The organism is Subtercola sp. YIM 133946 (assembly GCF_036553535.1).
Taxonomy (GTDB): domain Bacteria; phylum Actinomycetota; class Actinomycetes; order Actinomycetales; family Microbacteriaceae; genus Subtercola.
Genome location: NZ_JAZHPE010000016.1, coordinates 91,778 through 117,649 on the forward strand (window position 1 = coordinate 91,778; position 25,872 = coordinate 117,649).

The 25,872-nt window shown below is 70.0% G+C and carries 28 protein-coding genes and 1 tRNA gene; 13 read left to right on the plus strand and 16 right to left on the minus strand.

Annotated features, from left to right (window positions below; genetic code table 11):
* Nucleotides 1–172: 172 nt before the first annotated feature.
* The 4 genes from V3W46_RS05615 to V3W46_RS05630 all read right to left on the minus strand — a co-directional run bounded on the left by V3W46_RS05615 (nucleotide 173) and on the right by V3W46_RS05630 (nucleotide 5,401).
* Nucleotides 173–1,462, minus strand: coding sequence for a glycosyltransferase family 4 protein (locus V3W46_RS05615; RefSeq protein ID WP_331782113.1), 1,290 nt, complete (start codon nucleotides 1,460–1,462; stop codon nucleotides 173–175).
* Nucleotides 1,459–3,762: a glycoside hydrolase domain-containing protein gene (locus V3W46_RS05620; RefSeq protein ID WP_331782114.1), complete on the minus strand. Its 2,304-nt coding sequence runs from the start codon at nucleotides 3,760–3,762 to the stop codon at nucleotides 1,459–1,461. The genes V3W46_RS05615 and V3W46_RS05620 overlap by 4 nt, the downstream gene beginning before the upstream one ends.
* A 174-nt stretch (nucleotides 3,763–3,936) precedes the next feature.
* Nucleotides 3,937–4,236 carry a hypothetical protein gene (locus V3W46_RS05625; RefSeq protein ID WP_331782115.1) on the minus strand — a complete coding sequence of 100 codons (300 nt, stop codon included), beginning with the start codon at nucleotides 4,234–4,236 and terminating at the stop codon, nucleotides 3,937–3,939.
* A 127-nt stretch (nucleotides 4,237–4,363) separates the two neighbouring features.
* Nucleotides 4,364–5,401, minus strand: a complete 1,038-nt coding sequence (locus V3W46_RS05630) for a PLP-dependent cysteine synthase family protein (protein WP_331782235.1) — start codon at nucleotides 5,399–5,401, stop codon at nucleotides 4,364–4,366.
* A gap of 247 nt (nucleotides 5,402–5,648) precedes the next feature.
* Between V3W46_RS05630 and V3W46_RS05635 the strand changes: the two genes are divergently transcribed.
* Both V3W46_RS05635 and V3W46_RS05640 read left to right on the plus strand, forming a co-directional pair.
* Entirely contained in the window at nucleotides 5,649–5,906 is a 258-nt protein-coding gene (locus tag V3W46_RS05635) for a DUF3253 domain-containing protein (protein ID WP_331782116.1), read from the plus strand.
* Nucleotides 5,907–5,956: 50 nt separating this feature from the next.
* Complete coding sequence (locus tag V3W46_RS05640) at nucleotides 5,957–6,157, plus strand: hypothetical protein (protein WP_331782117.1); 201 nt, start codon at nucleotides 5,957–5,959, stop codon at nucleotides 6,155–6,157.
* Here V3W46_RS05640 and V3W46_RS05645 read toward each other — a convergent pair.
* Nucleotides 6,126–6,536, minus strand: coding sequence for a hypothetical protein (locus V3W46_RS05645; protein WP_331782118.1), 411 nt, complete (start codon nucleotides 6,534–6,536; stop codon nucleotides 6,126–6,128). The two genes, V3W46_RS05640 and V3W46_RS05645, sit on opposite strands and share 32 nt — an antisense overlap.
* 70 nt (nucleotides 6,537–6,606) lie before the next feature.
* On the opposite strand from V3W46_RS05645, the gene V3W46_RS05650 reads away from it, so the two are divergent.
* Nucleotides 6,607–7,452, plus strand: coding sequence for a helix-turn-helix transcriptional regulator (locus V3W46_RS05650; RefSeq protein ID WP_331782119.1), 846 nt, complete (start codon nucleotides 6,607–6,609; stop codon nucleotides 7,450–7,452).
* A 31-nt stretch (nucleotides 7,453–7,483) separates the two neighbouring features.
* On the opposite strand, the gene V3W46_RS05655 is transcribed toward V3W46_RS05650, so the two are convergent.
* Complete coding sequence (locus tag V3W46_RS05655) at nucleotides 7,484–8,557, minus strand: helix-turn-helix transcriptional regulator (protein ID WP_331782120.1); 1,074 nt, start codon at nucleotides 8,555–8,557, stop codon at nucleotides 7,484–7,486.
* Nucleotides 8,558–8,659: 102 nt separating this feature from the next.
* On the opposite strand from V3W46_RS05655, the gene V3W46_RS05660 reads away from it, so the two are divergent.
* Both V3W46_RS05660 and V3W46_RS05665 read left to right on the plus strand, forming a co-directional pair.
* Nucleotides 8,660–9,082: a VOC family protein gene (locus V3W46_RS05660; RefSeq protein WP_331782121.1), complete on the plus strand. Its 423-nt coding sequence runs from the start codon at nucleotides 8,660–8,662 to the stop codon at nucleotides 9,080–9,082.
* Between the two features lie 61 nt (nucleotides 9,083–9,143).
* Nucleotides 9,144–9,422 (plus strand): hypothetical protein, encoded by a 279-nt coding sequence (locus V3W46_RS05665; RefSeq protein WP_331782122.1) that lies wholly within the window; start codon nucleotides 9,144–9,146, stop codon nucleotides 9,420–9,422.
* Here V3W46_RS05665 and V3W46_RS05670 read toward each other — a convergent pair.
* The 3 genes from V3W46_RS05670 to V3W46_RS05680 all read right to left on the minus strand — a co-directional run bounded on the left by V3W46_RS05670 (nucleotide 9,419) and on the right by V3W46_RS05680 (nucleotide 13,319).
* A complete protein-coding gene (locus V3W46_RS05670) occupies nucleotides 9,419–10,675 on the minus strand; it encodes an acyl-CoA dehydrogenase family protein (RefSeq protein ID WP_331782123.1) in 1,257 nt (418 codons plus the stop codon). The genes V3W46_RS05665 and V3W46_RS05670 overlap by 4 nt on opposite strands.
* Nucleotides 10,672–12,000, minus strand: coding sequence for an LLM class flavin-dependent oxidoreductase (locus V3W46_RS05675; RefSeq protein ID WP_331782236.1), 1,329 nt, complete (start codon nucleotides 11,998–12,000; stop codon nucleotides 10,672–10,674). The genes V3W46_RS05670 and V3W46_RS05675 overlap by 4 nt, the downstream gene beginning before the upstream one ends.
* Nucleotides 12,001–12,110: 110 nt before the next feature.
* Nucleotides 12,111–13,319 carry an acyl-CoA dehydrogenase family protein gene (locus V3W46_RS05680; protein ID WP_331782124.1) on the minus strand — a complete coding sequence of 403 codons (1,209 nt, stop codon included), beginning with the start codon at nucleotides 13,317–13,319 and terminating at the stop codon, nucleotides 12,111–12,113.
* A gap of 184 nt (nucleotides 13,320–13,503) precedes the next feature.
* Here V3W46_RS05680 and V3W46_RS05685 point away from each other — a divergent pair, with 184 nt between their 5' ends.
* From V3W46_RS05685 to V3W46_RS05710, 6 genes are read left to right on the plus strand one after another with little or no spacing between them, the layout of a single operon-like run.
* Nucleotides 13,504–14,352 carry a MetQ/NlpA family ABC transporter substrate-binding protein gene (locus V3W46_RS05685; RefSeq protein WP_331782125.1) on the plus strand — a complete coding sequence of 283 codons (849 nt, stop codon included), beginning with the start codon at nucleotides 13,504–13,506 and terminating at the stop codon, nucleotides 14,350–14,352.
* Nucleotides 14,349–15,353 carry a methionine ABC transporter ATP-binding protein gene (locus tag V3W46_RS05690; RefSeq protein ID WP_331782126.1) on the plus strand — a complete coding sequence of 335 codons (1,005 nt, stop codon included), beginning with the start codon at nucleotides 14,349–14,351 and terminating at the stop codon, nucleotides 15,351–15,353. The genes V3W46_RS05685 and V3W46_RS05690 overlap by 4 nt, the downstream gene beginning before the upstream one ends.
* Complete coding sequence (locus V3W46_RS05695; protein WP_331782127.1) at nucleotides 15,350–16,033, plus strand: methionine ABC transporter permease; 684 nt, start codon at nucleotides 15,350–15,352, stop codon at nucleotides 16,031–16,033. Before V3W46_RS05690 ends, V3W46_RS05695 begins: the two co-directional genes overlap by 4 nt.
* A gap of 20 nt (nucleotides 16,034–16,053) precedes the next feature.
* Complete coding sequence (locus V3W46_RS05700) at nucleotides 16,054–16,224, plus strand: hypothetical protein (RefSeq protein WP_331782128.1); 171 nt, start codon at nucleotides 16,054–16,056, stop codon at nucleotides 16,222–16,224.
* A complete protein-coding gene (locus tag V3W46_RS05705) occupies nucleotides 16,217–16,873 on the plus strand; it encodes a hypothetical protein (protein ID WP_331782129.1) in 657 nt (218 codons plus the stop codon). Before V3W46_RS05700 ends, V3W46_RS05705 begins: the two co-directional genes overlap by 8 nt.
* 3 nt (nucleotides 16,874–16,876) lie before the next feature.
* Complete coding sequence (locus V3W46_RS05710; RefSeq protein ID WP_331782130.1) at nucleotides 16,877–18,397, plus strand: DUF2510 domain-containing protein; 1,521 nt, start codon at nucleotides 16,877–16,879, stop codon at nucleotides 18,395–18,397.
* Between the two features lie 49 nt (nucleotides 18,398–18,446).
* Here the strand turns inward: V3W46_RS05710 and V3W46_RS05715 are convergent, their stop codons facing one another.
* Nucleotides 18,447–19,838 (minus strand): MFS transporter, encoded by a 1,392-nt coding sequence (locus V3W46_RS05715; RefSeq protein ID WP_331782131.1) that lies wholly within the window; start codon nucleotides 19,836–19,838, stop codon nucleotides 18,447–18,449.
* 68 nt (nucleotides 19,839–19,906) lie between these two features.
* Nucleotides 19,907–21,103 (minus strand): hypothetical protein, encoded by a 1,197-nt coding sequence (locus tag V3W46_RS05720; protein ID WP_331782132.1) that lies wholly within the window; start codon nucleotides 21,101–21,103, stop codon nucleotides 19,907–19,909.
* A 239-nt stretch (nucleotides 21,104–21,342) separates the two neighbouring features.
* On the opposite strand from V3W46_RS05720, the gene V3W46_RS05725 reads away from it, so the two are divergent.
* On the plus strand, nucleotides 21,343–21,798 hold the full coding sequence (locus V3W46_RS05725) for a hypothetical protein (RefSeq protein WP_331782133.1): 456 nt from the start codon (nucleotides 21,343–21,345) through the stop codon (nucleotides 21,796–21,798).
* A 49-nt stretch (nucleotides 21,799–21,847) separates the two neighbouring features.
* Here V3W46_RS05725 and V3W46_RS05730 read toward each other — a convergent pair whose 3' ends face one another.
* The 5 genes from V3W46_RS05730 to galU form a co-directional block, all read right to left on the minus strand.
* Nucleotides 21,848–22,102, minus strand: a complete 255-nt coding sequence (locus V3W46_RS05730) for a hypothetical protein (RefSeq protein WP_331782134.1) — start codon at nucleotides 22,100–22,102, stop codon at nucleotides 21,848–21,850.
* Nucleotides 22,103–22,168: 66 nt separating this feature from the next.
* Nucleotides 22,169–22,241 (minus strand) — tRNA-Ala (locus V3W46_RS05735).
* Nucleotides 22,242–22,317: 76 nt separating this feature from the next.
* Nucleotides 22,318–23,442, minus strand: coding sequence for a hypothetical protein (locus V3W46_RS05740; protein ID WP_331782135.1), 1,125 nt, complete (start codon nucleotides 23,440–23,442; stop codon nucleotides 22,318–22,320).
* Between the two features lie 150 nt (nucleotides 23,443–23,592).
* Nucleotides 23,593–24,246, minus strand: a complete 654-nt coding sequence (locus V3W46_RS05745; RefSeq protein ID WP_331782136.1) for a GNAT family N-acetyltransferase — start codon at nucleotides 24,244–24,246, stop codon at nucleotides 23,593–23,595.
* A gap of 42 nt (nucleotides 24,247–24,288) precedes the next feature.
* Complete coding sequence (gene galU, locus V3W46_RS05750; RefSeq protein ID WP_331782137.1) at nucleotides 24,289–25,176, minus strand: UTP--glucose-1-phosphate uridylyltransferase GalU; 888 nt, start codon at nucleotides 25,174–25,176, stop codon at nucleotides 24,289–24,291.
* A gap of 84 nt (nucleotides 25,177–25,260) precedes the next feature.
* On the opposite strand from galU, the gene V3W46_RS05755 reads away from it, so the two are divergent.
* The gene (locus V3W46_RS05755; RefSeq protein ID WP_331782138.1) at nucleotides 25,261–25,839 is read left to right on the plus strand and encodes a 5-formyltetrahydrofolate cyclo-ligase; all 579 of its coding nucleotides are present in this window, start codon (nucleotides 25,261–25,263) and stop codon (nucleotides 25,837–25,839) included.
* Nucleotides 25,840–25,872 lie beyond the last annotated feature (33 nt).

Consider the following 25,872-nt stretch of genomic DNA (forward strand, 5'->3'; position numbering starts at 1 on the left):
CGGCGACTTTGCGCAGAAGCACGTTATGAGGCCGCATGAGAGCCGTCCGCGCCAAGTGGATCGGCACAGAGGGGTGGATGCGAGGGGAGGTGGGCGGCCGCCGGGTGAGTGCTGCGGTGCGGATGGTGGGGCGAGTGGCGCGGCGCCCACCGCGCCGGGCGCTCCGGGCAGGTCAGACGCGGGACGCGTCGGGCTCGCGCACGACGCCCGCGAAGAGGCGGTCGAAGACCGTGCGGCGGTCGAACTGCAGTGCGTACTCCCGGGCGCGCACAGCCCACTCCGCCCGCTGCGCCGGCGACGTGTCGACCACCGCCCGCACCAGCGCCGCCGAGATCGCCGCCGGGTCGTTGACCGGTACCACGATCGCATGCTCGCCCGTCGCCTCGGCGATTCCGCCGGTCACCGTGGTGATCACGGGCCCCCCACCGGCCAGCATCTTCTCGGCCAGGGCGATGCCGAACGTCTCGACGAACTCGGGGCGCGGCTTGCTCGGCAGCGCGAACGCGGCGCAGCCGGCCATGAGGTACGGCTTCTCGGCGTCACCGACATCGTCGAGAAACAGGATGCGGTGCGCGACGTCAGACGCCGCCGCCACCTCGCGCAACGCCGCAGCCTGCGGCCCGCGCCCGGCGATGACGAGCGCCTTGGTCGTGTGCACTCCACTCGTGGCGTACCCCTCGATGAGGTCTTCGACCCCTTTCGCCTCGGTCAGCCGCGACAGGAACAGCACGTACCCGTCGCGCTCGAGCCCACGCGCGGCGAGTACCTCAGCGATCACGTCGTCGTCGAGGTCGAGGTAGGCGTCGGCGTCGATCGCCGGATACGAGATGCGGATGCGCTCACGGCACTGCTGCGCGAACCGCGTGCCGTGCTGTTCGTCGACCCGCTCGGCCTCCGTGATGATGAGCTGGCGGGTGTACTCCGAGACGGCCACGCAGTGATCCTGGCTGAGGTAGCTCGACAGAATGTGCGCCGCGGCACCGAGCCGGCCCTCTTCGACCGCGGTGCACACCACGTTGGTGACGTCGGAGCCCACCGCCTCGGCGACCGTGGTGACGTTGACGGGCAGTCCGGTGCCCCATGCCGCACGCAGAGCGTCGGCCACCGCGATGGTGTGGGGGCTGAGATACAACGAGAGGCAGACGGTGGGCACGCCGTCGGTGAACAGTTCCACGAGACGACCGACGATACCGGCCAGGTACCGGCCATCCGGAACCTTGTAGTCGCCCACGGGCTCCGGCCGCTCGACGATGATGCCCGGGCTGTACGGCAGCACCGAGTCGAGCGGTTTCAGCGGCAGGCCGGCGGCGGCCAGCCGGTCGAGCGGCCAGGTCACGATGCGCACCTCGTCGAAGCCGCGCTCGAGGGCGGTCTCGGCGAGATTGCGGGCCTCGACCGAGTGCCCGCAGATCACGGGGTCGGCGCGGACGACGATCACAAGACGGTTCTGCACGGGGTTCATGGCTTCACTTCCGTTCGGGCTGGCGGCGCTTCGGGTGGGGCGGGCGGGGTGGCGGCGGCTGGGGCGGCGGCGGCCGACGACGGATGCACGGCCAGCGGCCGCGACGGCGGCAGGGTGTGCTCGGCAGTGGCCCAGGCGCTCGACTCGGGCCCGAGTTCGACGAGCAGCTCGCCGCCGCGATGCAGTTCGGCCCCGGTCATCCAGCTGCGTTCGAGAGGGGAACCGTTCAGCTGCATCGACTGCACGTACTGCACCGGGCCGCCGTGCGTCGGCTCGAGAAAGCCGAGCGTGCGAATGGTGAACGTGGTGTCGCCGATCGCGATCGATGCCTGCGCGAACGACGGGGCGTTGAGCAGCACCACGTTCTGTCCGGCCACCGGAAACAACCCGAGCGACGCCCACACGTACCACGAGCTGAGCCCGCCCGAATCGTCGTTGCCGGGCAGGCCGCCGCGGCCCGTGCCGAACTGCTGCAGCAGAACGTTGTGCACGATCTCGGCGGTTCGGTCGGGGCGGCCGGCGTAGTGGTAGGCCCACGGCGCCTCCATGTCGGGCTCGTTGTTGAGCCCCTCGAAGCGGCCGAGGCGGTAGCCGGCGAGCATCTCGGCGAGCTCGGGCTCGCGGCCCGGCTGCACGACCGGCTCGGCCCCGAACCCGAAGAACTCGTCGAGCTGTGCCACGAACGCCTCGGCTCCCCCGCTGAGCGCGATGCGCGAGGCCATGTCGTGCACCAACCGGAACGAGTAGTTGTACCGCGTGCCCTCGTAGAACGTCGAGTCTTTGAGCAGGCCGGTCGCCGGGTCGTAGGCGTTCGTCCAGCGCTCGGCCATGGCCGAGAACTGTTCGGCCAGCGCACGGTCGCCCACCCGCTGGGCGACCTTCGCCGTGCACCAGTAGCCGAAGGCGAGGTCGAGCGTGTGGCTGATGGGGTGGGTCTCGCCCTGCTGCAGAAACTCTTCGCCGTAGGTGCGCCGCAGATCATCCGACATGTGCACCAGAGCCCACTCCCAGTCGACGCCCGGCAGCCCCAGCTGGCAGAGGTCGGCCAGGAACGTGTGCGCCAGCGCGCTGCCCTGCCGCGAGAACCGGTCGCTGCCCCGGGCCATGCGGTAGCCGATGGGAAAGTTGCCCTCTTCTTCGCAGATGGTCAGCAGCGCGTTGGCGAGCTCGACCGCGCGGTCGGGGGCGATGGCGGTGATCAGGGGCAGCTGGGTGCGGTAGATGTCCCACATGGTGCTGATGTCGAAGGCGAACGGGCCGTCTGACGGCCAGAACGGGCTCTCCGACGGGGCCAGGCACGGCTTGATCAACGAGTGGTAGAGCGCGGTCGAGAACACCGTCTGGCGTTCGATCGAGGGCGTGTCGACCGTGACCGTCTTCAGGTGCCTGCGCCACACCTTCTTCGTCTTCTCGCGGCGGCTCGTGAAACGTTCGTCGCCCGTGCCGAGGTCGGTGTGCAAATTGTGTTTGGCCTGCTCGACCCCGCGCAGCGAGAATCCGATGCGCAGCTCGACGCTCTGGCCCGGCTCGCTCGGGCCCGCCCACATCAGCCCGAACGGCCGCAGGGTCGTCGGCCTGATGTGGTCGAAGTCGAGCCTTTTGCCGCCCGGCATCAGCCGCCGGTCGTACCAGAGCATCTGCCGCCACTGCGGGCTGTCGAATTCGAGGTACACGGCGATGGGCGTGCCCTCGACCACGATCTCGCCGCTCGCCACCCCCGGCCCGTGCGTCTCGAGGTGGGCACGCAGCGGCAGGGTCGCGCCGTACGGAATCGAGAGACCGCCCTGCGAGAAGTCGATCACGACACGCGAATTCGGATGCCGCGGAAACGTGTACCGGTGCACCGCGCTCTTCGGCCCCACCGTGAGTTCGGCCGTGACGCCGGAGTCGAGCGTGGCCTGGTACCAGCCGGGTTCGGCGCGCTCGTCGGTGACCTGCCAGAGGCGCCCGAGGGCATCCAGCGGCTCGGTCATCGGAGTGACCCTGAAGTAGTTGTAGTACTTGCGTATCGCGCCGGTGCCCGACTGCTGAAAGTGTGTGAACCCCGACACGACGGTGGTGTCGTGGATGATCGGCGGCACCCCCTCGAGACTGAGGTCGTAGCGCCCGTACCCCGTGGGGTATGCCCCCGAGTAGCCGCACGCCGACACCATGCCGAAGGGGTACGTCGCCCCCGGGTGGGTGTTGCCGATCTGGGGTTTCGGCCACCACCAGGTGGCGGCCAGTCCGGTGCGTTCGCGCAGCTCGGTGATGTCGGAGCCGATGAAGGGATCGACTCGGTCGATCATGCGGTCGTGCATCCCGGTTTCATAGGGCGACGGTAGGCAGCCAAGACATCACCGCCGTGAACCCACGATGTCGAGTCGGTGAACGGGGTGTGTCACGCTGGGGCGGGGCGCAGTCGTGTCGCGTAAAGGTGCGGCCGGGGGCGGCGCTGAGGCATGCGCGAGCGGGGTGGAGGCGCGGCCCGTCGCTCAGGCGTGCGCGGCCGGCGCCGGGGCGAGGCCCCACTCGCGCGCGAACTCGGCGGAGTCGCAGGTCAGCAGCTCGTGGCGCACGATGGCGAGCATCCGTTCGGAGTGCACCCCATCACCGGCCGGGCGCAGGCTGGCCACCCGGCCGTCACCGATCGAGATGAAGATGAGGTCGTTCAGGTCGGGCCCGTCGCAGACGAAGTCGCGGAACGGCCCGAACGAGTACCCGATCGCCCCGCGCCAGGCCCGCGGCGTGCGCGCCCGCAGTTCGATTCGCCAACACTCCGCCGCCAGTGGCACGACCCGTCACTCCCCCAGCTCGCGGGGTGCCGCTGCGCACCCCACGTGAAACCTAGACGAGCGCGCCGCACGTTCTCCCCGCCGGGCCCACGGGCGAGCGGATGTTCACCCAGCGTTCATCGCCTCGTCAGCCCCGCCCGTCGAGCCGCGCGCGCAGGGCGTCGAGGTGCGGGGCGACCGTGATGCCCTGCGCCTGCACCCAGGCAGCGTCGTAGTAGGTGTCGGAATAGCGGTCTCCGCTGTCGCAGAGCAGGGTCACGATGCTGCCCGTCTCGCCGCGGGCGACCATCTCGCCGGCGAGGTCGAGCGCAACCACGAGGTTGGTTCCCGTGGAGGGCCCCGGGGCGCGCCCCAACCGCTCGGCCACCACGTGCATGCCCGCGATCGACGCACCATCGTCGACGGTCTGCACCCGGTCGATCACGTCGGGCAGAAACGACGACTCGACCCGAGGGCGCCCGATGCCCTCGATGCGTGAGCCGCGTGCCGTGACGTCGCGCCGGCCCGTTCGCCAGGCCTCCGCGAACGCCGACCCCTCCGGGTCGCCCACCGCAACCCGGGTGGCCGTGCTCGCATACCGGGCGTAACGGGCGATGGTGGCGCTCGTGCCGCCGGTTCCGGCGCCGACGACGATCCAGGTGGGCTCGGGATGCCGCTCTCCCGCCATCTGCTCGAAGATCGAACACGCGATATTGTTGTTGCCGCGCCAGTCGGTCGCGACGGCGGCATTGGTGAACTGGTCGAGGTAGTAGCCGCCGGCATCCTGAGCGATGCGTTCGGCCTCGGCGTACACCGCACCGGCAGACTCGACGAGAACACAGGTGCCGCCGTAGCCCTCGATCAGCTCGATCTTTCGCCGGCTCGTCGACCGGGCCATCACCGCGACGAACGGCAGCCCGAGCAGCTGGGCGAAGTAGGCCTCAGACACGGCGGTCGAGCCGCTCGAGGCTTCGACGACGGTCGTGCCCTCGTAAATTCGGCCGCCCACGAGTCCGTAGATGAACAGCGACTTGGCGAGCCGGTGCTTCAGCGACCCGGTGGGATGCGACGACTCGTCTTTGACGTACAGGTCGATGCCCCAGGCGCGGGGCAGCGGAAACCGCAGCAGGTGCGTGTCGGCGCTGCGCGTGCTGTCGGCGGCGAGCTCCCTCACGGCCTCGGTGATCCAGCGCCGGTTGCGCGTCGCGCCTGTCGTGCCCCTGCCCGTCTGGTTGTCGCTCGCCGCACCCGTGTCAGCGCTCGCGCCCACACCTACGCCCGTCACGCTCTCGCCCGACTCGACCACGCCCGCCTCCCTCTCGGCCGGCGCCTCTCGAGCCGGCCACACCCCCTGAGCGTAGCGGGCCGTGTCTCGGCACGGGCGGGGAGCGCAACCCGTGGCGGTGTCGCCTTCGGCGGTGCAGGCTGGAGGCATGGCCACAGAACGTCAGCTCGAGGAGGGCATCCGGTCGCTGCTCGCGAGCCGGGAATCCACCGCCAGCATCTGCCCCTCTGATGTCGCCCGGGCGGTGACCTCGAACGAGGCCGAGTGGCGCGCCCTGATGGAACCCGTGCGCCAGGCCGCCCGGCGCATGATGGCGGCGGGCGAGGTGGAGATCACCCAGGGCGGCAGGGTCGTCGACCCGACGAGCCTGAAGGGCCCGATCAGAATCAGGAGGGCCCGCGGCTGACCCCGCCGACGGCTGCGCGGGCTGTCAGCGGGAGGCGGTAGGTTTCGTCTATGGCAACGAACCCCCGCGCACCATACCGGGCCGGTAAGCACGCGCACTGGCGCAACCTGCTCGTCGTCGAGGCCATCGGCGCCATCGTCGTGCTCGCCATTCTCGCGACCGACTACTCGCCCGCCGTGTGGATCGCCGTCGCCGTCATCGTGGTGACCGCGCCCATCGTCATCCGCGGCTGGCTGCGTTCGCGCGGCTGACCGCCGGGCGAACGGTGCGCCCGATCAGCCAGTTGAGCGGTCGCGACAGCAGCAGAATCAACAGCGGGTAGAGCCCGAGCACCGGCAGCACGATCACCAGCACGAGGGCGACGAAGGTCAGGATGACCGTGATCCAGTCGGCCCAGAAGAACACCGCCGGGCGCTGCACCCCCGGTTCCAGCAGGTTCGAGCGCACGATGATCTGCTCCTGGATGCGCGTCGCGATCTCTGCGACGCGCACCGTGGCCACGTACGCCGCCGACGCCAGCGGGTCGTGCCCGGGCACGTCGACGATCAGCACCGTGGGCACCGGCAGAAAGACGATCGCGGCCAGCCACAGCAGGTTCGCGTTCACCAGCGCCGGCGTCGAGCTCGCCACGGGCCACCCCCCACCTTCGTAGGACTACCGGGGCCACGACAGCCTCGGCCACGTCATGCAGACTGGTGCCATGCAGTCTTCGGAGTTCGGGCGAATGGTGCGCCGCTGGCGTGACCGCGTCGCACCCGAGGCCGTGGGCCTGCCGAGCGGCGGTCACCGGCGCGCAATGGGCCTGCGCCGCGAAGAGCTGGCCGGCCTCGCCGGAATCTCTGCCGACTACCTGACGCGGCTCGAGCAGGGCCGCGCGACCTCCCCGTCGGCGCAGGTCGTCGAGTCGCTCGCCCGCGCCCTGCGGCTCACCGACGCCGATCGCGAGTTGCTCTACCAGCTCGCCGGGCACGCCGCCCCGGGCCGCGACGTCGTGCCGACCCGCATCCCGCCGAGCGTTCAGCGCCTGCTCGACCGCCTGGCGCACACCCCGGTGGCGGTTCTGGATGCCACGAACACCCTCCTCGTGGCGAACGCCCCGTACGACGCGCTGATGGGCGAGACCTCACGCCTGCGCGGGCTCGACCGCAATGCCCTGTGGCGGCACCTCGTGGGGTCTGGATCGCGCACGGCATTCAGCGTCACCGAGCAGGCACAGTTCGAGGCCGGGCTGGTCGCCGACCTGCGGATGACCGCCGCACGCTACCCGGCCGACCGCACCCTGAGGCGGCTGATCGCCGAGCTGCGCGGCCACAGCGCGCGTTTCGTCGAGCTGTGGGATTCGCCCGACACCGACACCCCGCACGACACGGCGCGGCGCAAGGTGATCGAGCATCCGGTGGTCGGTCGCATCACGCTCGACTGCGACACGCTCATCGTCGCCGCCGACGACCTGCGCATCATGGTCTACACCGCCGAGCCTGGCACCGACGACGCCGAACGCCTCGCCCTCGCCATCGTTCTCGGCACACAGACCCTCGTCGAGTAGCACGCTGCCTCAGCCCGCGGCCGCCGCTGCCTCAGCCCGCGGCCGCCGCGAACCGGCGGGCGAGGTGCCCGCACGCCCGCGCCAATTCAGGCGGCCCCACCACCTCGATCTCGACGTCGAAGCGCCCGAGGCCGGCCGCCAGGGCGTTCCACGACCATGACCCGAGCACCATGCGGCATCTGCCGGGGCCGAGGTCTTCGACGAGGGCATCCCCCGCGAACGGCGCTACGTCTCGGGCCGCCGCCGCCAGGATGACCTCCCCCCGGCACGGCCATCCCCCACCGATCCCGCCGCCACCCGCCGCGGGGTCACCCTCGCCCTGGAACCGGGCGCTCACGAACGCCGCCACGTCGCCGCCCGGCACCTCGCGCGCCGCGAACTCCCCACCGGCGTGGCTGCGCAACCGCATGCGATCGACCCGGAACGTGCGCCAGTCACCCCGGTCGAGATCCCACCCCACGAGGTACCAGCGCCCGAGGCGCAGCACGACGTGGTGCGCCTCGGCCCGGCGCAACGGCGACAGCACGCCGGCAGCACCGGTTGCGACCCCGCCCGTCGCGGCGTCGCCCGCTCCCGCCCCGCCCGTCGCGGCGTCGCCCCCCACCCCGCCCGTCGCGGCGCCCGTACCCCCGGAGTACTCGAACCGCAGAATCTGCCGCGCGCGCACCGCGGCGCCCAGCCGTGCAAGCACCTCGGCGTTCACCGGGGCCAGGGCCGAACCGGCGGCGACCGGCACGACGCGCAGTTCGTCGATGCGATGCCGCAGCCGGGCCGGCATCACCTGGCGCACCGCGGCGAGCGCCCGCTGCGCCGGCTCTTCGAACCCCGTTCCGGTCACGGCCACCGTCTGCAGCGCCACGGCGAGCACGATGGCCTGCTCGTCGTCGAAGAGCAGGGGCGGCAGCTCCGACCCCGCATCGAGCCGGTAACCCCCGTCGGGCCCCTTGGCGGCGCTGATTCGGTATCCCAGCTCGCGCAGGCGATCGATGTCGCGGCGCACGGTGCGTTCGCTGATGTCGAGCCGCTCGGCCAGGGCGCGGCCCGGCCAGTCACGGCGGGCCTGGAGGAGCGACAGCAGAACGAGCATCCGAGACGACGGGGCCATACGACCCATGATCGCAGCAGTAGCGGACACGAACTGACCGCCACTGCTGAGAGCCTGTGTCTGTTCCGGTACCCGCCGGAGCCTGTTCACGAAGGAGCCACAATGTCGATCGTCACCACCACTCACCTCAACTTCCGCGGCGAAGCGCGCGCGGCGCTCGAGTTCTACGGCCAGGTCTTCGGCGGCGAGGTCACCGCTTTCACCTATGCCGACGCCCACCGCGTCACCGATCCGGCCGAGGCCGACCAGCTCACCTGGGGGCAGGTGCAGGGAGCGAGCGGCATCCACCTCATGGCCTACGACGTGCCGGCCGCCCAGAGCTACGACCCGGGTGACAAGGCCGTGTTCGTGTCGGTGCGCTCTGCCGACGCCGACGAGATCAGCAGGTACTGGCAGCGCCTGGTCGACGGCTCGACCGTCATCGAAGACCTCGCGCCCGCCGGCTGGTCGCCGCTGTACGGCATGCTGAAAGACCGGTTCGGGGTGGTGTGGGTGCTCGACGTCGTCGCGCCCCACGCCGGCTGAACGGCCGCTGGCGCGAGTCAACCCCCTGCGGTCGCGGGGGTGGGCGGGGTACTTTCGGGCTATGCAGCCACAAGACATCGCCTGGAACGACGAAGCCCGCGCCAAGATCCTCGACGACTCAGATCGGGTGCTGCGCGAAGCGGTGCTCGATCTGAGTCGCACGATGACCGGCCACGACGCCGATGAGGTGTACTCGGCCCTCTACGCGCAGCTGAAAGACCGGTTCATCGACTTCGAGCCGGGCCCCGACATCCGCACCTACGCCGACGCCATCGCGAACGGCGAGATCGCCGGCGACGACGCCACCAGCGACGACGCCGGCAGCACAGACGCCGCCTAGCCCACCACCCACAGCTTGCGCCACATGTCGTTCGGGCCGACCCCGTTGGTCTCCCACTCGCCGAGCTGGCGCAGCTTGTAGATGACCGGGTTGTGCGACGCGATCGTTCGAACGTTGCGCCAGTGCCGGTCGAGGGCTGCCGTTCGGTAGGTGGCGGATGCCCCACCCACCTCGAACAGCAGTGACGCCCCGCGCTGGGCCTCGTCGAGCACCGCGACCTGCGCCTGGTACGCAGCGATCTCGGCCGTATCGACGGCCGCGAGCCGTGCCTCGGAGTCGTCGGGCCGGGTTGCCGCCGCGTCGGCCGCGTGCTGCATCAGGCGCGCGGCGGACTCCACCAGCGCCCGAGTGCTGAACGCGATCGCCGACAGCTGCCCGACGACCTGCTGCACCTGCGGGTCGTCGCGCGGAAGCTCGGTGTTGGCGCTGATGAACGACCGCTTTCTGGCCCGAACGTAGGCAACGGCATCCGTCAGCGTCGCCTGGCTGACGCCCGCCGCCACGGCGACCAGCACGAGCTGGAAGAAGCCGCCGAGGTGGGTCGGGCCGCCGCCCGAGTACGACGCGATGGTCGACGGGTCGACCTCGACGTTCTCGAAGACCGTCGTACCGCTGGCCGTCAGGCGCTGCCCGATGCCGTCCCAGTCGTCGATCGTGCGAACTCCCGGCGCGTCCGTCGCCACGACGCAGGTCACGCGCTCGTCGCCCCGGGCGGCTGCCGTGTACACGTGCGTGCTGTAGAGCGTGCCGGTGGAGTAGAACTTGGTGCCGTTCAGCAGCCAGCGGCCGTCGACCTCGGCGAGGGTGGTCGAGATGTCGGCGAGCGTCGTGCCGGTCTGCTCGCTGGCCGCGTTGCCCACGATGGCGCCCTCGGCGATCGCCCGCAGCCAGCGCGACCGGTATTCGGAGTCGGGCTTCAGCAGCAGTATCTCGACGAACGCGAAGTGCCCCCGCAGCAGGTGCGCGACGTTCGAGTCGGCAGCGGCGAGGTCGACGAGCAGCGTGAAGAACTCGGGCAGACGGATGCCCGCTCCCCCGAACTCGGCCGGAACCCTCAGCGCGGTGAACCCGCTCTGCCGCAGCAGCTCGACGGCCTCGTACGCCAGCTCGCGCCCCAGCTCCCGCTCGACAGCGCCGGCCGCGATGGTCGCGAAGATGTCGACGAAGTCGTGCGCACCCGCCGCACCCGTGCCGTCGGCGTCGGCGTCGGCGGCCGCGCCCGCGCCTGCGCCCGCCCCGGAGCCCGAGCTCACGAGAACGCGCCGCGGAACGACCTGCCGTAGTGCCGGTCGTTCAGCTGGTCGGTTGCGGTGAGCTTCTGGCGCAGCGTGCCGGGGGTCGGCTCGTGCTTCGCCAGGCCCCGCGCCCGCAGCGTCGGCATGACCTCGTCGATGAACAGCTCGTACGAGTTCGGAATCGTCCAGTTCATCACGTTGATGCCGTCGACTCCCGCCCGCTGCCACTCCTCGAGCTTGTCGGCGATCTGCTCGGGCGTGCCCACGAAGCGGCCACGCACCTTCGCCGTGATCTTGGCCAGGTCGCGAACGGTCGGCTCGCGGTCGGGATTCGCCTCGCGCAACCACTGCACGTGCGAGAAACCGCCCTCGTGCTTGATGTCTTTCAGCGGCAGGTCGGGGTCGAGCGGTGTGCCGGTGGCCTGGTCGAGCCCGAGGTTGATGTGCGCGAGAAAACCGTCGGTCGAGATGTACTCGTCGATCTCCTCTTCGTTGCGCTTGGCCTCCTCCTCGGTGCTGCCGATCACGAACGTGATGCCCTGGAAGAACTGGATGTCTTCGGGCCGCCGCCCGAACCCCTCGGCGAGCGCCCGCGTCGCGGCGATGTCTTTGGCAGCGATCTCCGGCGTGGGCGACAGGATGAACTGGGCCTCGGCGTTGCGTGCCGCGAACTCGCGCCCGGCGGGCGACGACCCGGCCTGGAAGATCACGGGCGTGCGCTGCGCCGACGGCGAGGGCAGGTGCGGCCCCTCGACCTGATACCGCTCGCCCACGTGGTTGATCTTGTGGATCTTCGTGTAGTCGGCGTACACCCCGGTGGCCTTGTCTTTGAGCAGGGCGCCGTCGTCCCACGAGCCCTCCCACAGCTTGTACACCACGTCCATGTACTCCTGGGCCCAGCGGTATCGCTCGTCGTGCTCGATCAGGCGGTCGAAGCCGAAGTTGCGCGCCGAGTTCTCGAGCGAACTCGTCACCACGTTCCAGCCGATGCGGCCCTTCGAGATGTGGTCGAGCGTCGACACTTTGCGCGCGAAGTCGAACGGATGCTCCTGCAGAATCGAGCTCGTGAACGCCAGCCCGAGGTTCGTCGTGCTCACGGCCAGCGCCGACAGCAGCACCGCCGGGTCGTTCGACGGAATCTGCAGTCCCTCGCGCGCATTCACCTCGTACGACCCGTTCACCGGCCCGTAGAGCCCCACGACGTCGGCGAAGAACATCGTGTCGAAGTTGCCGGCCTCGAGCGTCTGGGCGAGCTCGATCCACAGGTTCACGTCGTCGAAGTCGACCTGGCGCGCCGACGGGTGCCGCCACAGTCCGTGCTGGATGTGCGAGTTGGTGTTCATCACGAACGCCGAGAAGTGCAGGGGCTTTGTCACAGGTGTTCCTCAGATCGCAGGGTCGAACGCAGGTGCGGGTTCAGCGGGCGGTTTCAACGGGCAGATGAACGGGCCTCTCACCGGTAGACCGATGGCTCGGGCAGCGCGCCCGTCAGCACGTAGTCGCCGAGCTCCTTGTACTTGTACGACACGGGGTCGTGCAGCGTGATCGTGCGCGCGTTGCGCCAGAATCGGTCGAGGCCGAAGCGGCGGGCGGATGACCGGGCCCCTGTCGCGTCGAAGATGGCGGTCGAGGCATCCAGGGCCACCCGGTGCGACACCACCTTCGCCGCCGCGATGAGTTCGGCGGCCTGGCCGCGCGTGGTCGGAGTGATCTCGAGCGTGCCGGCGAAGAAGGCACCGAGCACGTCGCCGGCGGCGTGCACCTGCGCCTCGACGCCGAGCGCCTTCGAGGCGTGCTCGCCGAACAGGCTCTGGATGTACGGGTCGTCGGTCGACGAGTCGACCCCCGAGTGGATCCAGGGCCGGCCCGACTCGAGCACGTACGCGCGGGCCTCGAACAGCGCGCCCTCGGTGATACCGAGGTTGAGGTACGCGAACAGCAGCTGGAACGACGGAATCATGAGCGACTGCAGCGGCGCGGGCTGCTGCCCGGGCGGCGGCAGCACCGCGATCACGTCGGCCGCCGAGACCCGCACGGCATCGAGCACGACACCCGTGCTCGCCGAGAGGCGCTGGCCGACGGCATCCCAGTCGTCGAACACGCTGACGCCGTCGAGCGTGGTGTCGACGGCCGAGATGTAGAAGCGGCCGTCGTCGGCCGACACCGTCTGGGTGAAGAACAGGTCGGCGAGCGGGGCACCCGTGGCGAAGCCGCGCTTCGCGTCGATGAGGTAGCCCTCGCCGTCGGCGCGGATGCCGCCCGAACCGCCGAACGCACTGCCGATGCTGGCCCAGAACGACTGCCGCTCGGCTGAGCGACGCACGATCTCGCGGCCGGTGTCGGTGTCGTAGAGCTGGGTGAACCACAGCCACGTGTAGTGGTAGCCCACGGCGTGGGCGATGCCGGCGTCGACGCGAGCGAGGATGCGGGCGATCTCGGCGCCCGTCGACCACGGCTCGCCGGCGCCGCCGAGGTCGGTGCGAACGATCACCGACAGCAGGCCGTGCTCACGCAGCAGGTCGACGACGTCGTGCGGTATCTCGTTCGACGCCTCGCGGTCGAGGATCGTCTCGCGCAGCTGGTCGGCCACGCGTTCGGCCACGTCGAGCCAGGGCGACTCCGACGCCGGGCGCAGCGGATTGGCGAAGAGGTGACGGGGCATGCTCCCAATTCTGGCCCGAGCCCGGCGTCCGGGTCGCGACGGCCGTCATATTGCGTAGCGTTACGCGTCGTTTTGCCGCGCCTCGCCCGTCGCTCCTATCGTGAGACACCGACCCCGCCGCTGCCAGAACGCTTCTGCCGGCTCACAGCACCCAGCCGACGCGGCGACAACCAAGGAGACCATCGTGCACGCCAAGAGAATTCTGATAGCGGCCGCCGCCGCCGCATCGTTCGCCCTCGTGGTGAGCGGATGCGCCGGCTCCAGCTCCTCGTCGAGCACGGCGGCCGTCGGCTCGACCAGCGGCGCCGTCACCACCCTGAAGGTGGGCGCCACCTTCCCAGCCGACGACATTCTGAACTACGTCGAGCAGACCCAGGCCGCGGCCGCGGGCATCGACATCCAGGTCACGAGCTTCACCGACTACACGACGCCCAACACCGCCCTCGAAGACGGCTCGCTCGACGCGAACCTCTACCAGCATCTGCCGTTCCTGAACAACTTCAACACCCAGAACGGCACGCACATCGCGCCCGTGGGCAAGGTCTACTTCCCGGCGCTGGCGCTGTACTCGAAGACCATCAAGAGCGTCGACGACATCAAAGACGGCGACACGATCAGCATTCCGAACGACCCGACCAACGAGCTGCGGTCGCTGAACCTGCTCGCGAAGGCCGGTCTCATCACGGTGAAAGACGGTGCCACGGGCACCATCGAAGACATCGACCAGAACCCGAAGAACCTCAAGTTCCAGGAGCTGGATGCCGCGACGCTGCCGCGCGCCCTCGACGAGAACGCCGCCGGCGTCGTGAACCTGACCTACGCACTGCCCGCCGGCCTCACCGGTGACGAGCAGATCTTCAAAGAAGACGTCGACGGCACGAAGTACACCAACCTGCTGGCGACCAAGGAGGGCCACGAGAACGACCCGGCCATCCAGACGCTCTACTCACTGCTGACCTCCAAGCAGACGCAGGACTGGATCACCTCGCAGTACAAGGGCCTCGTCACCCCGGCTTCGGGCCCCGCACAGTGATCACGATCTCCGACCTGCACAAGTCGTATCCGCCGCGTACAGGTCGCGGGTCGGAGGTCGAGGCACTCAAGGGCATCAACCTCGAGGTGAAAGACGGCGAGATCTACGGCGTGGTCGGCCAGAGCGGCGCGGGCAAGTCCACGCTCATCCGGTGCGTGAACCTGCTCGAGCGCCCGACCTCGGGCCACATCACCGTCGCCGGCCAAGACCTCACCGCGCTGAGCGACGCCGAGCTGCGCGTCGCCCGGCACGGCATCGGCATGGTCTTCCAGCACTTCAATCTGCTGTCGTCGCGCACGATCGCGCAGAACGTCGAACTCGGGCTCGAGATCACGGGCCTGGCGCGCAACAGGCGACACGCGCGGTCGCGCGAGATCCTCGACCTCGTCGGGCTGGCAGACCGGGCATCCGCGTACCCGTCGCAGCTGTCGGGAGGGCAGAAGCAGCGTGTCGGCATCGCCCGCGCGCTCGCGGGCAACCCGAAGGTGCTGCTCTCTGACGAGGCGACGAGTTCGCTCGACCCGGAGACCACCGAGTCGATCCTCGAGCTGCTCAAGTCGCTGAACACCGAGCTGGGCCTGACGATTCTGCTGATCACGCACGAGATGGAGGTCGTCAAGCGCATCTGCGACTCGGCTGCGCTCATCGAAGACGGCCGCATCGTCGAGTCGGGCAACGTGATCGGACTGCTGAACACGCCGCGGTCGAAGATCGCCCACGCGCTCTTTCCGCTCGGCGAGAGTCGTGGAGAGGCCGGCAACACCATCATCGAGATCATGTACGCGGGCCACCTGGCCGACGAGCCCATCGTGGGTCGGCTGTCGCGCGAATACGGCATCGACGTCAACATTCTGGGCGCGGCGGTCGAACTCGTCAGCGACCACCGGGTGGGCCGCATGCGGCTCGAACTGCCGGGGCCGGTCTCGGCCTACGGCGACGCCATCGGGAAGCTGCGGTCGACCGGCCTGTACGTCGAGGTGCTGAGCGAGGTGGCCGCGTGAACTTCAACTGGAGCGTCATGACGCCCATTCTCATCAAGGCGCTCGGCGAGACCTTCCTCATGGTGGGTCTCGCCCTCGTGCCGACGATCATCTTCGGCATCGTGGTGGGTGTGCTGCTCGTCGGCACCGACGCCGACGGCGTGTTCGCCTCACCACTCGGGTCGAGGCGGCTCGGGTCGATCATCCACTCGGTGCTCGGGTTCTTCGTCAACATCGGGCGGTCGCTGCCGTTCATCATTCTGATGGTGGTGCTCATTCCGCTGAGCCGGCTGCTGGTCGGCTCGTCGATCGGGCCTGTCGCGGCCGCGGTGCCGCTCACGGTGGCTGCGATCCCGTTCTTCGGGCGCCTGGTCGAGATCGCGCTGCGGGAGGTCGACGGCGGGCTCGTCGAGGCCGCCAACTCGCTCGGCGCGACGCGCGGCACCATCATCTGGAAGGTGCTGCTGGCCGAGGGCCGGCCGAGCATCATTCTGGCGCTCTCGACCTCGGTCATCTCGCTGCTGAACTACTCGGCCATCGCCGGCACCATCGGCGGCGGCGGCATCGGCGACATCGCCGTGCGCTACGGCTACCAGCGGTACGACAACGCCTACCTGCTGGTCACGATCGTGATTCTGATCGTGATCGTGCAGGTCGTGCAGACCATAGCGAGCCGGGTGGCCCGGCGGCTCACCCGGTAGCGGGTGCGGTTCCGGTCGCCGTGGTTGTCGTGGTCGCCGGGTCGTCGTGGTCGTGGGGTCGCGGGGTCGTCGTGGTCGTGGGGGTCGTCGGGGTCGTGGTCGCCCGGGTCGCGGCCGACGGGCCGTTCGTATCCCGCGAACGCGGGTCTTCTTCAGCGCTGGGCGCGGTGCTACTCTCCGACTATGACTGACCCGAACTGGTCTGACTACCTGGCAGAGCAGCCGCAGACCGACCCGAACGCCTCGCTCGCAGACAACCTCGACACCGTCGCCGACGCTCAGCAGAACGACTCCGACGTGCTCGCCTCGGCGGCCGGCGACCTCAGCGACACGGCCGACGCCGGCACGGCCGTCACCGACACCGCGGCCGACCTCAGCGACGCGTCGAGCGACCTCGGGGTCGCCGCCGACAGCACCGGCCAGGCGGCGAGCAACGCCGACTGGGCCGACTGGAACGCCGCCACCGGCGATGAGAACGCAGAATCGGCGGCGAGCTACGCCGACTGGGCGGCCGACCAGGCCGCGAGCGGCGACACCGAGAGTGCCGAATGGGGTCTCGAACGGGCTGCGAGCTACAGTGACGCGGCCAGCGGGGCGTACGCCACGGCCGACTCCTACGATTCGGCTGCGGCCGCCGACGCGGGCGATGCCGACGACAGCGTCGATTCCGCCTCGGCGTCGCTCGATGCAGCGGCCTCTGCGGCGAGCTATGACAGTGCGAGCGACGACGCAGGCAGCCTCGACACTGCGAGCTACGACGCCGGCAGAGCCGACACGTCGAGTTACGACGACACCAGCAGCTACGACTCCTCCAGCTACGACACCGGCTCCGACCTCTGATCGGTGTCTGACCTGACGCCCGCCGGGGCCGACGACCGTATCCGGGCCCACGCCGTTCGGGTGCTGCCCGTGGCGTTCGGGCGTGTGCGGGCCGAGCTCGAGCATGCGGTGGTGCAGCAGCGTTTCACCGTCACTGTCGACCAGCTGACCGTTCTCGAGGCGAAACGCGACTCCCTGCTCGGCGGGCCCGGGCGCAACGATCGGGCCGCTCCCCTGTTGCTGCACATCGACCTGCAGCGCAGTGACGACGACGCGAACCGCACCACGGTGGTCGTGACCCTGTCTGACCGGTGGTCGCTGCCCTTTGCGAAGCCGACCGACCTCTACCAGCAGGCCCTCGCCGAGACGATGGCGGCGATCGACGCTGCGCTCGGGTCGCTGCAGCCCGGGCATCCGCCGTTCGCCCCTGTCGAGGTCGACGTCGGTGCGGCCGAGACGCCGGATGCGCTCAGCCGCCTGACCGCACGGGCATCGGGCGTGGCGCGGCGCATGCTCGACGGCGCGGGTAGGCCGAACCCGAAGGGCTGGCGCAGGGAGGGATCGATCATCCTGGGCCACGACGATCGCGAGGCGGAGTTCGCCGTCGAGCGCGTGTATGCTCTCGTCACCGCCGGTGCACTCATCGCACAGCGGCCGGGCCGCATGCCCCCGGCCCTCGTGCACGAAGTCGAGCGTCTCGTGACGACCCTCGAGGCGGCGCTGCAGGCTGACGGGCCGATTGTCGCCGAACGCATCGAGGTCGATGCGCAGGGAGTGCAGGCTGCGACCTTTCTCGCCCAGCAGGCGAGCATTCGCGAACAGCTGCCGCTGCGCACGCTCTTCGTCTGCGTCACCTGCCGCACACCGAGAGTGGTGAACCCCGACTACCAGCGGCTGAGGCAACGCAACCAGCGCGCCCGGGCCCTCTCGGGCAGCCTCGGGCTGATGGTGTCGCCGCACGGTGCGAGCCCGTTCGTGCTCGTCGGCCGCATGATGCAGCTGGGCCAGCTCGACCCCGACTTCGTCTGCGCACGCTGCCAGGGCCTGCACGCCGAGACGGCGATCGTCACGTTCTGCCCGCGCTGCGGCGAGCAGACCGCCGAGTCGGCCCTGCGCGCCTGCGCGAAGTGCTCGTTCGACTTCCGCTCCCTGGCGACGGATGCCCAGCCCTGGCGCCCCCGCACCGCCGCCGCCGCGCCCCCGCCCCTCCCGACCCCCGCGCCGGCAACCACCGCCGGCGCGCCCGGGACGCTCCCGACCCCCACGCCGACGACGGCCCCCGTGGTTGCGCCCGCCGCCGCCCTCGCCGCACCCGGCCCGGGGCCCGCACCCCTCCCGACCCCCACGTCACATGCAACCCCCGGTGCCGCGCCAGCCTTCGCCGCCGCACCGGCACCAGCACCAGCACCGACGCGGGCCGTGCATCCCCCCGGCTGGTACCCCGACTACGCGCGACGCTACGACCACCGCTGGTTCGACGGGCGGGTGTGGACCACCCACGTCTCAGCGAACGGCGTGGCCACGATCGATCCGCAGGGCCTCTAGGCCAGCGAGCCCGCTACCGGGGCGCCGCGCTCGCCGGCCACGCCTCGCCTCAGCAGGGCGCCCCCACGCACGGATCGTCGACGACCACCGCCGGCACGGCATCAGCCACTCTGCCTGGCGCACGAACCGGCGCCGGCACCCTCGAGGTGCTGTCGGCACGCACGACCCCCGCAGCCGGCGCCGAGGCCGTCGCAGCCACGGCCACACCCGTCGGGCGGCCGGCCCGCGCAGGCACGACCGCCGCGTCTGCCGGCGCTGCCGCATCCGCGGGCACGAGCGCGTTCGCGCGCCGCAGTCCGAGCCCGATGAGCACCACCGCCCCGATCACGGCGATCGCGCCAGAGACCCAGAAGTCGGCCGCGATGCCGAGCGAGGAGACGGCCACCCCGCCGGCGATCGAGCCCACGGCGATCGACAGCTGGATGGTGGTCACGAAGAGTGCGAGACCGCTCTCGGCTCCGCTCGGCGAGGCCCCGGCCATCCAGGTCTGCATCCCCAACGGCAGCGCGCCCCACACGAAGCCCCACACGGCCAGCAGCACGAACACGCCCGGCAGCGACCCGGCGAGGAACGGCAGCAGCACCAGGGCCGCCGCCAGCACGAACTTCGCCGACCCCAGAGTGCCGATCACGCTGCGGCTGAGGGTGAACCCGGCCACGAAGTTGCCCAGGATGCCGGCGAGACCGAACACGAGCAACGCGATCGTCGTGGTGTCGGCGCCCACCCCGACCAGCTCGGTCAGGTACGAAGCGATGTAGGTGTACGCGGCGAACTGCGCCACGAAGATGAAGGCAGCCGCAATCAGCCCGACCCGGGCGCGCGGAATCGTCAGCAGGGCGCCGAGGGTGCCGAACCGCACACGGTGCGTGGCGGCGAGCTTCGGCAGCAGCGCGAGCTGCAGCCCCAGGGCGATGAGGCCGAGAACGCCCCCGATGACGAAGGCCAGTCGCCAGCTCGCCACCGACGACACGAACGCCCCGAGCGGAAGGCTGACCACCGTGGCCACCGAGATTCCCGCCGTGATGAACGAGGTCGCCCTGATCGCCGAAGACGGCTTGACGAGCCGGCCGGCGATGCCCGCGCCGATGGCCCAGAACCCGCCGATGCCCACGCCCAGCAGCATGCGCGCCACCAGCAGCACCCCGAACGTCGGTGCGACGGCGGCGAGCGCGTCGGCCACGACCAGCAGCACGGTCAGGGCCACCAGCACCACGCGCCGGTCGACGCGCGATGTGACCACCGTGACGACGGGGGCCGCCACGGCGCCGATGAGCCCCGTGCCCACCACCATCAGCCCGGCGACGCCGATGCTGACACCGAGGTCAGACGCGATCGAGGGCAGCAGCCCGATGGGCAGGAATTCTGAGAGCACCAGCACGAACGACCCCAGCGCCACCGAAAGCACGCTCAGCCACCCGCGACGTTCCGTCGTCAAGGTCATGAAAGGCCCTAAGCACCGAGGCTCCCGTTCCATTCCCGTCCGCCGTCGCGTGTCGCGCAGGATGCCCGTCAGCCCGCGTAGGGTACAGACTGGTCGTTGGCGTCGAAGCACGACGGGTCGTCGAGCGCGTCGGCGGCGAAGTGCACCGATTCGAGCAGCGCGCAGGTGGGCTCGTTCTGCAGTTCGGCGAGCACCTTCCACGTTGCGCCATCTTTGTACCAGAGCATCCCCGACCCCGATCCCTCCCCGCTGCAGCCTGAGCCGCCTTCGGCGAACCCGGTGAGGTTCAGCCTGTCGACCGAGATGACGGCGGCGCAGTCGGTCGACGTGGAACTCTGCACCAGGCTCCAGATGAACGCCTGGAAGTCGGCTGGGGCGCCGGTGAGGCGGGTGAGATCCTGCTGGGTCTGCACCTGCACCGGGGGCGAATAGACGATGGGAGAACTGCCCACCGCACCGCCCCCTGTTGGCAACCCCGGCCCCGCGCTGCTCGCCAAGGTCGTCGGTGGGGCACCCGAGGTGACGACGCCCGACGCGATGAGGCGGCCGCCGGCCAACGCGATCGATGTCCACCCCTGCCCGCTCGGGCAGCAGTTCGCGTCGGTCGGGGTGAGGTACTTGCCCGAGATCACCACCTGCCCGTCGACGAACGTGACGGCATCATGGGTCAACGCCTCGCCGCCGGGCGCCGTGCCCAGGTCGGCGTTCTGAAGCACCCCCACCAGCTGAGGCCCGCTGGCACCCGCCGTGAACACTGCGACGGGAAAGGCGCCCACCCCGTTCGATCCGTCGAGGATGCACGAATAGCGCAACACCGCCGCGGCGTGCCCGCCGAGTTCGCCGACGTCGGGAGGGAGCTGTGCCGAGACGCGGTACTGCGTCTGGGCATCCACCACCACGGTGCCCTTGCCGCCTTTGAGCGTGAGGTCGCCCGTCGCGGCGGCATCGCACGACGCAGCCGACAGCGCGACACTCGACCAGTCGTAGGCCCGCAGGGCGTCGGCGGTCGCTGCAGTGTCGCCGCCCGCGGCTGCCGAACCGGTCGAGGAGCCCGCGGCCGTCGTGGCGCTGACCGTTGCCGATCCCGACCTACTCGCTGCCGGCACCCCTCCGGCTGCGGCGCACGCACTGAGGCCGAGCAGGGTCACGGCCGTGACGACAAGCCCGGCGATGCCGAATCGGCTGCGCGCGCCCGCCCTGCGCAGCCTCCGCGCCGCACTGGACGCGCCGAGTTTCTCGGTCAGTGACTTGCGTGAATCCACCACGTGGCACTCCCGTCATGAGGAGCCGGCGACACACCCGCCCCCCACCACCGCACATCGGGCACAGCCCCCGTGACAGGTGACGCACCGGAGTGAACGTGTCTCGGTGCCCGTCACACTACTCAGCGTCGCCGGTCGCCACCGCCCCCCATTCGGGGGGTAGTGGCAGAGCCTCGGCCACCGACGCCCCGATCCACCCTGACGTTCGTTGCGGTGTCTCGCCGGGTCGTAGGGTGGAACCCATGACCAGGCTGCGCCGGATGCTCGTGGTGGCGGCCCTCGCGACGTGCGGCTGGGCGGCGAGCGGATGCACGATGGTGGCCTGCGCGGGCGCCTCCGCCGAGCCACCGCACGTCGAGCTCGACCTGAGCTACTGGTTTCGCTACAACCCGACCTCCACCGTCACCGCCTGCTTCGACGACGTCTGCCAGACGACGGGCGGAGCCGCCCCTGCGCTGAAACTGCAGCTGGTGCTGGCCGACAGCGACACCGAGCATCCCGACCGCCCCTACGACCTCTCGGTCGAAACGAGCATCCCGGGCGCCGAGCCGCACCGCAGCAGCCAGTCGGTGAACCTGACGGAGTTCAAGAACACCTCGCCGTGCGGAAGCCACTCCGAGTGGATGCTCCCCGTCGTTCTCGACCCGAACGACACCCTCGACACCTCCCCTGCCGACGGCCTCTGGCTCCCCAGCTGACCCACCCCGTGCGTCGGGGGCAGCGACCCGCGCGTCGGGCACAGCCGGATCAGGATGCCCGCCAGCGAAAGAACCGTGCCCGATAGCTCAGAACGAGAGCGCCGAGCGTCACGGTATAGCCCGTGACGCCGAGCACGACCAGCGAGCCCACATCGGTGCTGTGCAGCCGACCACCGACGAGCCCGCCGAGAATGACCACGACGTACCAGACAGCGAACGCCGTGGCCGCCACGATAGCCGTGCCGTTCGCGTAGCTGCGCCACATGCCCTGCTGCTCGACCGGTGTTCGCGCCCGCTGCCGCATGCCACCACATGTTACGCCGTGGCGGGGCAGCACGAAGCGCAGACAACTTGCCCTTCTGTGTCGTTGTGGAGCTAAGGAGATTCGAACTCCTGACCTCCTCGATGCGAACGAGGCGCGCTACCAACTGCGCCATAGCCCCTCAAAACAACTTACGAAGACTATCACGCACGGCCGGGTGCACGAAAACCCACAGGCTGCAGCAGGGGTACCGCGGCTCAGCCGGCGCGGCGGCGGGCGAGAACCTGGTCGACGTCGAGGGAGCCCGTCTCGGCCTCGTCGACGATTCCCATGGTGCTGAAGCGGCTCGGGATGCGCGGGGCCGACGCCGAGGCGCGCGAAGAAGCGTCCGCCTCGCCCGACCGCGTCGAAGTCGAGGTCGAACTCGAAGCCGAAGTCGAGGTCGAAGCCGCGGCAGCGTCGCCACGAGCCGCGAGCGCGCCCTCGACGGCGTCACCCGCAGAAGCACCCGCCCGGGCATCCTGAGCCGCGTAGCCGGCGCGCAGGGCCTGCTCTGCCACGACTGCGGCGGCACGCAGCGCCTGCTCGGCCTGTGAGGCGGTCTGTTCGGCGAAGCCGAGCGACTCCGAACCGGTGGGAGCGTAGGCGACCGGCTGGCCGACGTCGAGCTGCCGCAGCCGGCGACGCTCGGTGTAGAGCGGTTTGGGCAGCGGAACAGGAGTCCAGCCCGACGAATCGTCGACGGCGTCGGCTGCCGAGAGATCGAGCTCGTCGCCCTCGTCGACGTCGGCACCCTCGGCTTCGACGAACACCACCTGGCCGTCGGCGTCGTATCGCACGACCTGACTGTCGGCGAATTCGCCGCCCTCGCCCGCCCCCACGATGACGAACGAGTCGATCGTGCGGGGGTCGCGCGCCGGCAGCTTGATGGCGCGGCCGAGTCTGGCGAGCCGGGCGAGCCTGGTCACGCACAGCGTCGCGGCAATGACGCCCACGACGAGCACGATCCACGAACCGTTGACAGCGGTCTGCACCCCGCCGAGCACGGCGACGGCGAGCGCAAGAACGAGGATGCCCGTGGTGACGGCCCGCGCCTTGCGCACCTTCGCGGCCGCCCGAACGGCGGGCGGAGTGCTCTGCACGGTGACCTTCTTCAGCAGCCGCTGGTGCTCGACCACGCTGCGCGCGGTGGCCTCGGCCCGCACCTCTTCGGGCGCTTCGGCCGTCTCGGCGAGAATGCGCAGGGTCTGCTGCAGCCGCACGGCGTTGCGCTCTGTGGCGTTGAACTCGTTGCGGCGAAACCACGTGGGCAGCAGGTAGATCAGCCAGAGCACGGCCGCGAGGCCGACGATGAGTCCTCCGCCGAGCCAGTCCGATGTCATGGGTCTACGGTATGAGCCAGCCTGCCCGTTTCGGCCCAACCGGGGGCGCGTGTCGGGCCCCGCCTCGCAAACCCGCCGCCCGGCATCCGGATGCCCACCAGCGGCACTCCCGCCGGCACGCCCGAAACGGCGGCAGGCCCCGGATGCCCGTCAGCGGTTGCGCGTCGGAATCTGCGTCAGCGCCTCACGCCGGTCGGCCTCGGGCACGCTGCCCTGCCCGTGCGGCACGCCGCCCTCCTTCCACCGGCGCAGCACCCCGACCGGCAGCTCCTCGCCCACCAGGGCGAAACAGAAGTGGTCGCGCCAGTCGCCGTTGATGTGGATGTACCGCCGCCTCAGCCCCTCGTACCGAAACCCGAGCTTCTCGACCACCCGCAGGCTCGGCGCGTTCTCGGGCCTGATGCAGATCTCCATGCGGTGCAGCCCCACCGAGTAGAAGCAGTGGTCGGTGGCCAGCGCCACGACCGTCGGCGTGATGTTCAGGCCGGCGAAGCGCTCGGCGACCCAGTAGCCGATGCTCGCCGACGACACCGACCCGTAGCTGATCGACGACACGTTCAGCTGCCCGGCGATCTCGCCGCGGTACTCGATCACGAACGGCAGGCCGTAGCCGGCCCTCGCGTTCTGCTGCAGACTCCGGATGCTCGCCCGGGTGTCGAACGACAGCGGAGCGTTGGGGCTGGTCGCCTCCCACTTGCGCAACCACGCCCGGTTGGCGATCAGTTCGTTCTCGAGAGCCTTCGAGTCGCGGATACGGATGGGCCTGATGCCGATGGCACCCTCGGAGAGGCTTGGAACGAACATAGGCAATGATAATCAGCTGCGAGAGGGGCCGGCGCGCATTTTCTACAGGTCGGCAGCGAAGTCCTTGATCCAGGGGCGGAGGTCGGGGCCGAGGTCTTCGCGTTCGCTGGCGAGCCGGATGATCGCCTTGATGTAGTCGAGGCGATCACCGGTGTCGTAGCGGCGGCCGCGGAACACGACACCGTAGACGCCACCGGCGATGGGGCCGGCGATCATGGTCTGCAGGGCATCCGTCAGCTGGATCTCGCCACCCTTGCCCGGCTCGGTCTCTTCGAGCACGTCGAAGACCTCGGGGCACAGCACGTAGCGGCCGATGATGGCGTAGTTCGAGGGCTGCTTGCCCGGTTCGGGCTTCTCGACCAGGCCGGTGATGCGAACGATGTCGTCGTCGCCGGTCTCTTCGATCGAGGCGATGCCGTAGAGGTGCGCCTGCGAGGGGTCGACCTCCATCAGCGCGATGACGCTGGCCTGCTTGTCGTTCTGCACGTCGAGCATGCGGGTGAGCAGCACGTCGCGGGCGTCGATCAGGTCGTCGCCGAGCATCACGGCGAAGGGCTGGTTGCCCACGTGCATCTTGGCCCGCAGCACGGCGTGGCCGAGGCCCTTCGGGTCGCCCTGCCGCACGAAGTGCACGTCGGCGAGCTTGCTGGCGTCGTCGACCATCTTCAGGCGGTGGTTGTCGCCCTTCTTCTCGAGCGTCGACTCGAGTTCGGTGTTGCGGTCGAAGTGGTTCGCCAGCGCGTTCTTGTTGCGGCCGATCACGACGAGCACGTCGACGAGCCCGGCGGCGACCGCCTCTTCGACGACGTACTGGATGGCCGGCTTGTCGACGACGGGCAACATCTCTTTCGGCATCGCCTTCGTGGCGGGGAGGAAGCGTGTTCCGAGGCCGGCCGCAGGAATCACTACTTTGGTGATAGGTGAGGTCATGGGAGCAACCTTAGCGAACCCCCGCCCACCACTTCGGGTGGTTGCGAAACACGTGTGTCACAGACAAGCACCTAAAATCGTTACATGGTGTCTTCGACGAGCAACATCAAGCGCGCCCTTCGTGCCGAGCTTCGTGAACGCCGCCGCACCCTCACGAGCACCGAACGCGAGCAGGCCACCACGGGTTTCCGCGACAACCTGATCGAGCTCGTCACCTCGCGGGGCGCGAAGCGGGTGGCCTGCTACCTGTCGGCGCAGAACGAGCCCAACACGCGGCCGTTTCTGAACTGGGCGGCCGCCAACGGCGTCGAGACCCTCTTTCCGATCTCGCGCGAAGACGGCCTGCTCGACTGGGCGCACGGCGACGGCGAGACCGAGATGATCGGGCTGCACGGAATGCCCGAGGTCGTGGGCGACCTGCTCGGGCCGATCGCGATCAACGACGTCGACCTCATCATCATTCCGGCGGCCGCGGTCGACGAGAGCGGCATGCGCATGGGCTGGGGCCGCGGTTACTTCGACAAGACCCTCGGTTCGATGCAGAAGTGCCCGCCGGTCTTCGCGGTCATCTATGATGACGAGTTGCTGGATGCCGTGCCCCGCGAAGTGCACGACCAACCCGTCGATGGCGCTGTCACCCCCACGCGCATCGTCACCTTCTGATTTCTCACGCTGTCACCCACCCGTTCACTCTGG

What these genes read in the sequence shown, in the direction of transcription:
- V3W46_RS05615 (WP_331782113.1), bottom strand. Translation starts at nt 1,462, where the DNA reads ATGAACCCCGTGCAGAACCGTCTTGTGATCGTCGTCCGCGCCGACCCC.
- V3W46_RS05620 (WP_331782114.1), bottom strand. Translation starts at nt 3,762, where the DNA reads ATGCACGACCGCATGATCGACCGAGTCGATCCCTTCATCGGCTCCGAC.
- V3W46_RS05635 (WP_331782116.1), top strand. Translation starts at nt 5,649, where the DNA reads ATGGCCACAGAACGTCAGCTCGAGGAGGGCATCCGGTCGCTGCTCGCG.
- V3W46_RS05640 (WP_331782117.1), top strand. Translation starts at nt 5,957, where the DNA reads ATGGCAACGAACCCCCGCGCACCATACCGGGCCGGTAAGCACGCGCAC.
- V3W46_RS05650 (WP_331782119.1), top strand. Translation starts at nt 6,607, where the DNA reads ATGCAGTCTTCGGAGTTCGGGCGAATGGTGCGCCGCTGGCGTGACCGC.
- V3W46_RS05655 (WP_331782120.1), bottom strand. Translation starts at nt 8,557, where the DNA reads ATGGCCCCGTCGTCTCGGATGCTCGTTCTGCTGTCGCTCCTCCAGGCC.
- V3W46_RS05660 (WP_331782121.1), top strand. Translation starts at nt 8,660, where the DNA reads ATGTCGATCGTCACCACCACTCACCTCAACTTCCGCGGCGAAGCGCGC.
- V3W46_RS05665 (WP_331782122.1), top strand. Translation starts at nt 9,144, where the DNA reads ATGCAGCCACAAGACATCGCCTGGAACGACGAAGCCCGCGCCAAGATC.
- V3W46_RS05675 (WP_331782236.1), bottom strand. Translation starts at nt 12,000, where the DNA reads ATGAACACCAACTCGCACATCCAGCACGGACTGTGGCGGCACCCGTCG.
- V3W46_RS05680 (WP_331782124.1), bottom strand. Translation starts at nt 13,319, where the DNA reads ATGCCCCGTCACCTCTTCGCCAATCCGCTGCGCCCGGCGTCGGAGTCG.
- V3W46_RS05705 (WP_331782129.1), top strand. Translation starts at nt 16,217, where the DNA reads ATGACTGACCCGAACTGGTCTGACTACCTGGCAGAGCAGCCGCAGACC.
- V3W46_RS05715 (WP_331782131.1), bottom strand. Translation starts at nt 19,838, where the DNA reads ATGACCTTGACGACGGAACGTCGCGGGTGGCTGAGCGTGCTTTCGGTG.
- V3W46_RS05725 (WP_331782133.1), top strand. Translation starts at nt 21,343, where the DNA reads ATGACCAGGCTGCGCCGGATGCTCGTGGTGGCGGCCCTCGCGACGTGC.
- V3W46_RS05730 (WP_331782134.1), bottom strand. Translation starts at nt 22,102, where the DNA reads ATGCGGCAGCGGGCGCGAACACCGGTCGAGCAGCAGGGCATGTGGCGC.
- V3W46_RS05740 (WP_331782135.1), bottom strand. Translation starts at nt 23,442, where the DNA reads ATGACATCGGACTGGCTCGGCGGAGGACTCATCGTCGGCCTCGCGGCC.
- V3W46_RS05745 (WP_331782136.1), bottom strand. Translation starts at nt 24,246, where the DNA reads ATGTTCGTTCCAAGCCTCTCCGAGGGTGCCATCGGCATCAGGCCCATC.
- galU (WP_331782137.1), bottom strand. Translation starts at nt 25,176, where the DNA reads ATGACCTCACCTATCACCAAAGTAGTGATTCCTGCGGCCGGCCTCGGA.
- V3W46_RS05755 (WP_331782138.1), top strand. Translation starts at nt 25,261, where the DNA reads ATGGTGTCTTCGACGAGCAACATCAAGCGCGCCCTTCGTGCCGAGCTT.